This window comes from Moorena sp. SIO4E2, assembly GCF_010671945.1.
Classification (GTDB): domain Bacteria; phylum Cyanobacteriota; class Cyanobacteriia; order Cyanobacteriales; family Coleofasciculaceae; genus Moorena; species Moorena producens.
On sequence record NZ_JAAHIE010000435.1, the window covers coordinates 1 to 6,358 of the forward strand.

9 protein-coding genes and 1 pseudogene are annotated in these 6,358 nt (G+C 44.7%); 5 read left to right on the top strand and 5 right to left on the bottom strand.

The window, feature by feature from the left end:
- Position 1: 1 nt before the first annotated feature.
- The 4 genes from F6K37_RS29650 to F6K37_RS29665 all read left to right on the top strand — a co-directional run bounded on the left by F6K37_RS29650 (position 2) and on the right by F6K37_RS29665 (position 3,510).
- Positions 2–205: a DUF751 family protein gene (locus tag F6K37_RS29650; protein WP_071106700.1), complete on the top strand. Its 204-nt coding sequence runs from the start codon at positions 2–4 to the stop codon at positions 203–205.
- Positions 206–290: 85 nt separating this feature from the next.
- Positions 291–689: a 30S ribosome-binding factor RbfA gene (gene rbfA, locus F6K37_RS29655; protein WP_071106699.1), complete on the top strand. Its 399-nt coding sequence runs from the start codon at positions 291–293 to the stop codon at positions 687–689.
- Positions 686–2,446: a glycoside hydrolase family 3 N-terminal domain-containing protein gene (locus F6K37_RS29660; RefSeq protein WP_008179932.1), complete on the top strand. Its 1,761-nt coding sequence runs from the start codon at positions 686–688 to the stop codon at positions 2,444–2,446. Before rbfA ends, F6K37_RS29660 begins: the two co-directional genes overlap by 4 nt.
- A gap of 821 nt (positions 2,447–3,267) precedes the next feature.
- The gene (locus F6K37_RS29665; protein ID WP_070395448.1) at positions 3,268–3,510 is read left to right on the top strand and encodes a DUF4327 family protein; all 243 of its coding nucleotides are present in this window, start codon (positions 3,268–3,270) and stop codon (positions 3,508–3,510) included.
- A gap of 386 nt (positions 3,511–3,896) precedes the next feature.
- On the opposite strand, the gene F6K37_RS29670 is transcribed toward F6K37_RS29665, so the two are convergent.
- From F6K37_RS29670 to hemJ, 4 genes are all read right to left on the bottom strand, one after another.
- The gene (locus F6K37_RS29670) at positions 3,897–4,289 is read right to left on the bottom strand and encodes a hypothetical protein (RefSeq protein WP_008179929.1); all 393 of its coding nucleotides are present in this window, start codon (positions 4,287–4,289) and stop codon (positions 3,897–3,899) included.
- A gap of 13 nt (positions 4,290–4,302) precedes the next feature.
- Positions 4,303–4,473 carry a hypothetical protein gene (locus F6K37_RS29675; protein WP_154659683.1) on the bottom strand — a complete coding sequence of 57 codons (171 nt, stop codon included), beginning with the start codon at positions 4,471–4,473 and terminating at the stop codon, positions 4,303–4,305.
- Between the two features lie 34 nt (positions 4,474–4,507).
- A complete protein-coding gene (locus tag F6K37_RS29680; protein WP_008179925.1) occupies positions 4,508–4,855 on the bottom strand; it encodes a hypothetical protein in 348 nt (115 codons plus the stop codon).
- Between the two features lie 205 nt (positions 4,856–5,060).
- Positions 5,061–5,642 (bottom strand): protoporphyrinogen oxidase HemJ, encoded by a 582-nt coding sequence (gene hemJ, locus F6K37_RS29685; RefSeq protein ID WP_008179923.1) that lies wholly within the window; start codon positions 5,640–5,642, stop codon positions 5,061–5,063.
- Between the two features lie 359 nt (positions 5,643–6,001).
- Between hemJ and F6K37_RS29690 the strand changes: the two genes are divergently transcribed.
- Positions 6,002–6,253 (top strand): transposase family protein, encoded by a 252-nt coding sequence (locus F6K37_RS29690; protein ID WP_502709561.1) that lies wholly within the window; start codon positions 6,002–6,004, stop codon positions 6,251–6,253.
- Here F6K37_RS29690 and F6K37_RS29695 read toward each other — a convergent pair.
- Positions 6,173–6,358: pseudogene (locus tag F6K37_RS29695) on the bottom strand (IS630 family transposase); the annotation flags it as partial. The gene F6K37_RS29690 and the pseudogene F6K37_RS29695 sit on opposite strands and share 81 nt — an antisense overlap.

Here is a 6,358-nt window from a genome sequence, read left to right on the forward strand (position 1 = left end):
AATGGAAGACTTTTTTAAAAATGTATCTCGTTACCCACGCTATCTAATCAGTATTACTCTAGGGATATTCTATTCCCTGTTTTTGCTGGTAAAACCACTACTGAACCGCCCCCTAACTGCGATCGCATTAATTGGCATAGTCGTGGGAGTTTCTCTATTCTTGGTTTTCACCCTACGTGGCATGCTCGGCTTCAGTCCGGTTTAGATTAGGTTTAGACTAGGTTTAGACTAGGTTTAGACTAGGTGCGCGCAGCTTTCGATGATGCCCATACTTTAACAAAGGGAACGTCATGACTACAAATCGCCGTGTTTATCGGGTTTCCTCCCTAATTCAACAGGAGGTTAGTCACATGTTGCTTAACGATATCAAAGATGACCGGGTCGGTAGTGGGATGGTTAGCATTACCAACGTTGATGTCTCTGGCGACCTGCAGCACGCTAAGATCTATGTCAGTATCTATGGCACTGATGAGGCAAGATCTAAAACAATGGCTGGATTAAAATCAGCTACAGGTTATGTCCGCCGAGAACTAGGTCGGCGGATTCGCCTGCGCCGCACACCAGAGGTCATGTTTATTGAAGACCGTGGTCTCGAAGGAGGCGATCAGATGCTGAACTTACTGAATCAGCTTTCTCAAGAACGCCAGAGCAAGCAACTCGAAGACGATATTTCTGGAGCACAAGCTTGAATTCTCTCCCAAAGTCACTGCCTGATCTAAATAACCTTTCCCTAGCAGAACAGGTGGCGCAAATGGTAGTGGTTCGAGCATCCGGCTACCTATTTGATCACCAAATTCAGTATCCGATTTGGGAACCCCCAGCCCAGCAATTGCAGCGTTGGTTGCAAGAGTTGGGTATTGGGGGTGTTATTTTACTAGGCGGGAGTGCTGTGGAACTCGCCCTTAGGTCGAAACAACTCCAAGAGTGGGCAAAAATTCCCTTACTGATCGCTGCTGATATTGAAGAAGGTGTGGGTCAAAGGTTTGCCGGTGCCACCTGGTTTCCCCCACCGATGGCACTGGGAGCCATTGCCCAAAACGATCCTGAGCCAGCTTTGCAGTATGTCCGTACTATGGGAGAAATCACCGCTACTGAAGCGTTGGCCATTGGGATTAACTGGATCCTGGCACCAGTTGTTGATGTCAACAACAATTCCCAAAATCCTGTTATCAATGTCCGGTCGTTTGGTGATAACCCTCAAATCGTTAGCCAATTGGCTTCTGCTTTTATCGAAGGAACCCGACCCTATCCAGTCTTAACCACTGCCAAGCATTTTCCCGGTCATGGCGATACCGCGACAGATTCCCATCTGGATTTACCAATCTTGCCCCACTCACCACCGCGACTAGCTACGGTTGAATTGCCTCCCTTTACCAATGCGATCGCTGCTGGGGTAGATGCCATCATGACCGCTCACCTCCTAATTACAGCTTGGGATGACCAACACCCCGCCACCCTCTCTGAGCGAATTTTGACTCAACTGTTGCGCACAGACTTGGGATTTGAAGGACTGATTGTGACTGATGCTCTAGTGATGGGGGCAATTGCTAATCGCTATGGTGCCGATGAAGCCACAGTCATGGCTGTAGAAGCCGGTGCTGATATTCTCTTGATGCCCGTTAATCCCGAAACAGCAATTGAGGCAGTCTGTCAAGCAGTCGAACAAGGACGGATCTCACGGCAGCGGATTCAGGCATCAGTAGAGCGCATAAGTCGTGCAAAACGTAAAGTGGGCTATCACTCTCAAAGAGAGGGTTTAGACGAACACTCCACTGCACAACAAATAGCATCTCTACAAAACCCCCTCTCACAACCTGTCCTGGAGTCGGGCTTAGACGATGATCCAGCTCAACAACCGATAACATTTCAACCCAACCCCAATTGGCTCTCGCAACTAGCTCAACCAACCACAATCACGACTGTAGCCGATATTCTCCAGGCTTCCCAGATAACTAGAGGTTTTCTAGCTTTATCATCAATACCCAGCAGCAGTAATCAACCGTTACGTAATCTAATTTTGGTCGATGATCTCTTAGCTTGTGACTTTTTGGGACAGCATACACCAGCAGTCGCTTTACCAAGAAGGCTGGGTTACAAACTCCAACTGGTTGATAGTCACACGACCCTACCTTCGGAAGTAGTCGATAATCCTGTTGGTGCTAAAACTACTCTGCTACAGCTATTTATCCGAGGTAACCCGTTTCGGGGTAGTGCTGGATTGACAGCAGTAGCTAGGGCATGGCTTAAGATGTTGTTGAAAACTGGGGATTTACAAGCTCTCGTGATTTACGGTAGTCCTTATGTGTTAGAGCAGTTCCTGCCAGAGTTGCCACCGGAAACACCATATGTATTTTCTTACGGGCAGATGCCAGCAGCTCAAGCGATCGCTCTTAAAGCATTGTTACCCGAAAGCTCAACAATAGATACTTTTGTGAGATTTATTTAATTTTTAGGGAGTTTTAAGCTAATTTTTGCCAATTTGCCCCTCTACAGCTTGAGCAGAGGACAAGATGAAGATGAACTACTCCAAAACCTATAGTAATTAGACATTTTAAAATAACCACTAGTATAACAGAAGCATATAGCCCTGGTCAAGTAATAGGAGTTGACAAAATCACCAATCCAATATAGAAAACCACCGATAATTCCAGCTGTACTCCTATCCCCCATCCCCGGATTATTAAGAGACTATTTATAAAGTAAATCTTAAGACAGCTAGAGTAATGAATATGGGTGGGTTAAGGCGGACAGCTCTGTTAAAGCGATGCAGCGAGGTAGCGCGGTCAAAGGAGGCCACCCCATGAGCGACTACCGGTGCGCTCATGGGGGTTTCCCCCACTCGCGCTTTGCATAAAGAGAGACTTGATCAGCTTTCACAGTACTCGCCCCCTATCCCACCCTAAGCAAGGATTTAAGCTTTATTTAACAAACAGCCAATAAAATATATCCCATATTCTGATTACTTAACCAATGGTATCTGGGGGTGGTCAGACGGGTTTGGCAGCCAGGTAGTCCTTAGAGAGACAGGGGGTTTGAGAGAAAGGTAGCTCCTACAGCCAATGACCAATGGCTCAGTCATAACCCAGTAGGCATTTTAGCTGTCCATGGGTTAGACTTTGACAACTTGCCCAAAGTATTGGAAGATCCTTATCAACAAATCTTGGTCAATGGTAACTTCTTATACTGAAATAATTTTATTTCACAGTAAGTAAATTTGGATTAATATAATCGTATCCCCGTTTTTTAGATCAAGCTGATAAGATATCCATGAGTGTTAACACAGTGCCATCTACCCCTTCTATCCGTTATTCAATCGATGTGATCCAAGACGAAGCACGTCGCTTAGTGGATAAAGGATTTGTCAGTCGTCAACAGCCCATTTACGTTCTTTGCCAATATATTCCAGCTCGAGAATGGCTGTGTGTGGAGTGTGAGCTAGAGCAGTGCGAATTCCTGCTAAGAGACCGTATTGCTGACCTGATCGGTTCTCAACAATGGGAAAATGACTAAGCGACCTCAGTCAAACGGCATAGAAGCTGATCCTAAGACAAAAAAGTGCGATCGAGTAGGTAACTAACAAAACCCCATCAATGCCACCGATAAAGGCTATAGTGACTTACTAGATGGGTTGGGCAACCGTCAGCGGTTGAGTATATATCAGCAAACTTCAGGGAATAGTGTTGGGGAGTAACAAAGCTGCCATTTGTAATCAAAAGCCTTGAGTTGATGGTATCTCAGCCCTGAGTGGGTAAATCCATTAGATGGGAACAGAAATGTCAGAGATTGAGCGGAGTTTCTGTTTCCCGTGGTTGATTTCTAGGCTATTAGTCTCCCACTTTAGTCTCCCACTCAGACCTGAGTTTTTTCACGCTCCGTGTCAATCTAACTATTTCAATCTAACTATTACTGTCTGATTTACGCAATTCCTCTAACTCCTTACGAAGATCAGCAAGTTGTGTTGTCAGTTCCTCAATATCATCCTGTGCATTGGACTGAACAGGATTGCTAGATGATGCTGCAGCAGGATCACTGGAGGTACCAGTTGTCGGTGTACCCACGGGATTACCTGGTTGATTCCACATCTGCTCAATAAAACGTCGGGCTTCAAGTTCAGTAGTCTCTCCTTTTTCCGCCCACTCAGTCACCTGTTGATTGAAATCTGACTGAAACTGAGCCAGACTTTCTTCACGCTTTTGAGGGTCTTGCAGGGTTTCAACGAAAGAGGCTGTTGCCCCCAAGGAGGCGCGAAACCCAGTTTGCAGTAATTCCAGGAGATTGTTGGAGTTCATTTATACTAACGATTTACCATAAATTTTTTCTTAAGGACGTCCCACGGACGTGCAGTGCATCTGCTATGGAAGAGCCGAAACGGTTAACAAATTCTTCCCCATCTTCACCATCTCCGTCTGTTGCCCCTATCCCACCTGTTGCCTCTGACCTTAGTTTCTTGAGAGACATTAGGCAGGATGTCACGGGACAACAATTGCTGGAAATGACACCCCAGCCTTCAGCTGACTTGTTCCAAATACAGGTTAACATCTTCTACTACACGAGTCAGTTCAGCTTCCGTACTCAAGCGGATGCGATCATCTCTGAGGGTAATTAAGACTTTAGCAGCAAACGGAGAAGGATAGATATTGGGATTGCAGAAAATCTCAAGAAAGACATCCCCAGTAAATTGGTACTCCATCGGTTGTTGAGGCTTGGGTCTACCACCACTAGATACCTGAGCAGCAGCTTTCAGACTCTGCATCAGTTGGTAAAGCTGACGTTGCAATTTTTTGGCAGCATCGGCGGTGAATGGAAAAGACACCGAACCATCATTAAGATTTAATTTAAGTGGTATAGCGGACATAAGGCAACTTTAAGATGTTATGGATTGTTTGTTAATGGTGGTTGATAAGTTAAGTCGGTAAAAATAAACAAAACATGTGACCCAGCCGATGCAGTTCACGTCAACGGTTAACGGTAAACTTCCAGGGCAAAAACATTAAGCCCTTATTATACTTTCCTGTGGGGACTAACATCGGTCCCCAATGACTATTAATCAAAGCTGATAATCAAAGCTGAGGCTCTGCTTGGGACGTGGTAGCCAAGCTTTTCTCTTTGTCCCGCTTCCGCTTTTTGGCATACAACTGAATTGAGGCAGCCATTGCTATAATCATCGCAAGAATTAACCAAGACGTAATATCTGTAGGCAAACTGTTCTTAAACACTGCCAGTAAAACAATTACCATCAGTAAGACAGTAGGTGCCTCATTGAGAGCACGGAACTGCTGACCAGTCCAACTGCATTGATTGGCAGCCAGCTGTCCCATAATCCTACCGCAATAGAAATGATAGACCAGTAAAAGGGCTACAAAAGCCAGCTTGATATGTAACCAACCTTGCTTGAGCACTTCTGGTTCTGTGACCAGTAAACCAATTGCCATCGCTACCGTTACCACCATACCTGGGGTAGTAATTATGTGATAGAGACGTTTTTCCATAATCTCATACTGATTTTTGAGAATGGTTTGGGCAGGTTCCGGCTCCTGTGAAGCCTCTGCATGATAGACAAACAGACGCACTAGATAAAACAGACCGGCAAACCAAACCACTACACCAATGAAGTGAAACGCCTTGAACCAGAAATAAGCCATAGATTGTGTCCTCCATTATTACAACAGCGTCATGCAGCTCAGCAGTGTCTACCCTCATGACTTCAGCTATAGCGCGTGTCGCGTATCAGCTATCAGCTTCTTGAGGGAAGTCCCAGGAATAATCATGTACTCACTGTCCTCAGCCAAATGCCTAAGTTTTCCTGGCTTCAAAAGCTTAGTAGACCAGAGCTGATCGCTAAATGCTTACGATTATCTCATAAAGATCTAGGTAGCAGGAAAGCCCGTGTCTAATGACCCAGGGCTGTTTCATTATAGAGCAAAAAGGTGTATATTGAAGCAATAGCCGGAAAAACCGGGCTAAATTCCCTTATATCCCATGGATCATCGAAAAAAGCTTAATCGACTATCTCAAACAAATACCTGATCATCGAGATCCTCATGGTCTTCGTCATCCTCTCTGGCTGGTGCTTCTAATCATAATTATGGGAATGATGAGTGGTTATTGGGGTTATCGACAATTAGGTAGATTTGTGGAACGTCATCGAAGGGAATTGATTAATATAGCAATCCTAAATAGGTTGTGGCAAAATTCCATACTTAAAAAGTTTGGGAAAATCAAATATTTGACCATCAGTAAAAAACTTGAATAACCACTTTACTTTTTTAAAAGAACTGCAAATATGATAAAATTTTCTCAAGAAACTTTTTCCTTGTAACCAAATATCTTCTACCGGATTTTGTTCCGGAGCATTAGG

Coding starts and splice junctions, on each gene's coding strand:
- F6K37_RS29670 (WP_008179929.1), bottom strand. CDS start 4,289: ATGAACTCCAACAATCTCCTGGAATTACTGCAAACTGGGTTTCGCGCC.
- F6K37_RS29665 (WP_070395448.1), top strand. CDS start 3,268: ATGAGTGTTAACACAGTGCCATCTACCCCTTCTATCCGTTATTCAATC.
- F6K37_RS29650 (WP_071106700.1), top strand. CDS start 2: ATGGAAGACTTTTTTAAAAATGTATCTCGTTACCCACGCTATCTAATC.
- hemJ (WP_008179923.1), bottom strand. CDS start 5,642: ATGGCTTATTTCTGGTTCAAGGCGTTTCACTTCATTGGTGTAGTGGTT.
- F6K37_RS29680 (WP_008179925.1), bottom strand. CDS start 4,855: ATGTCCGCTATACCACTTAAATTAAATCTTAATGATGGTTCGGTGTCT.
- rbfA (WP_071106699.1), top strand. CDS start 291: ATGACTACAAATCGCCGTGTTTATCGGGTTTCCTCCCTAATTCAACAG.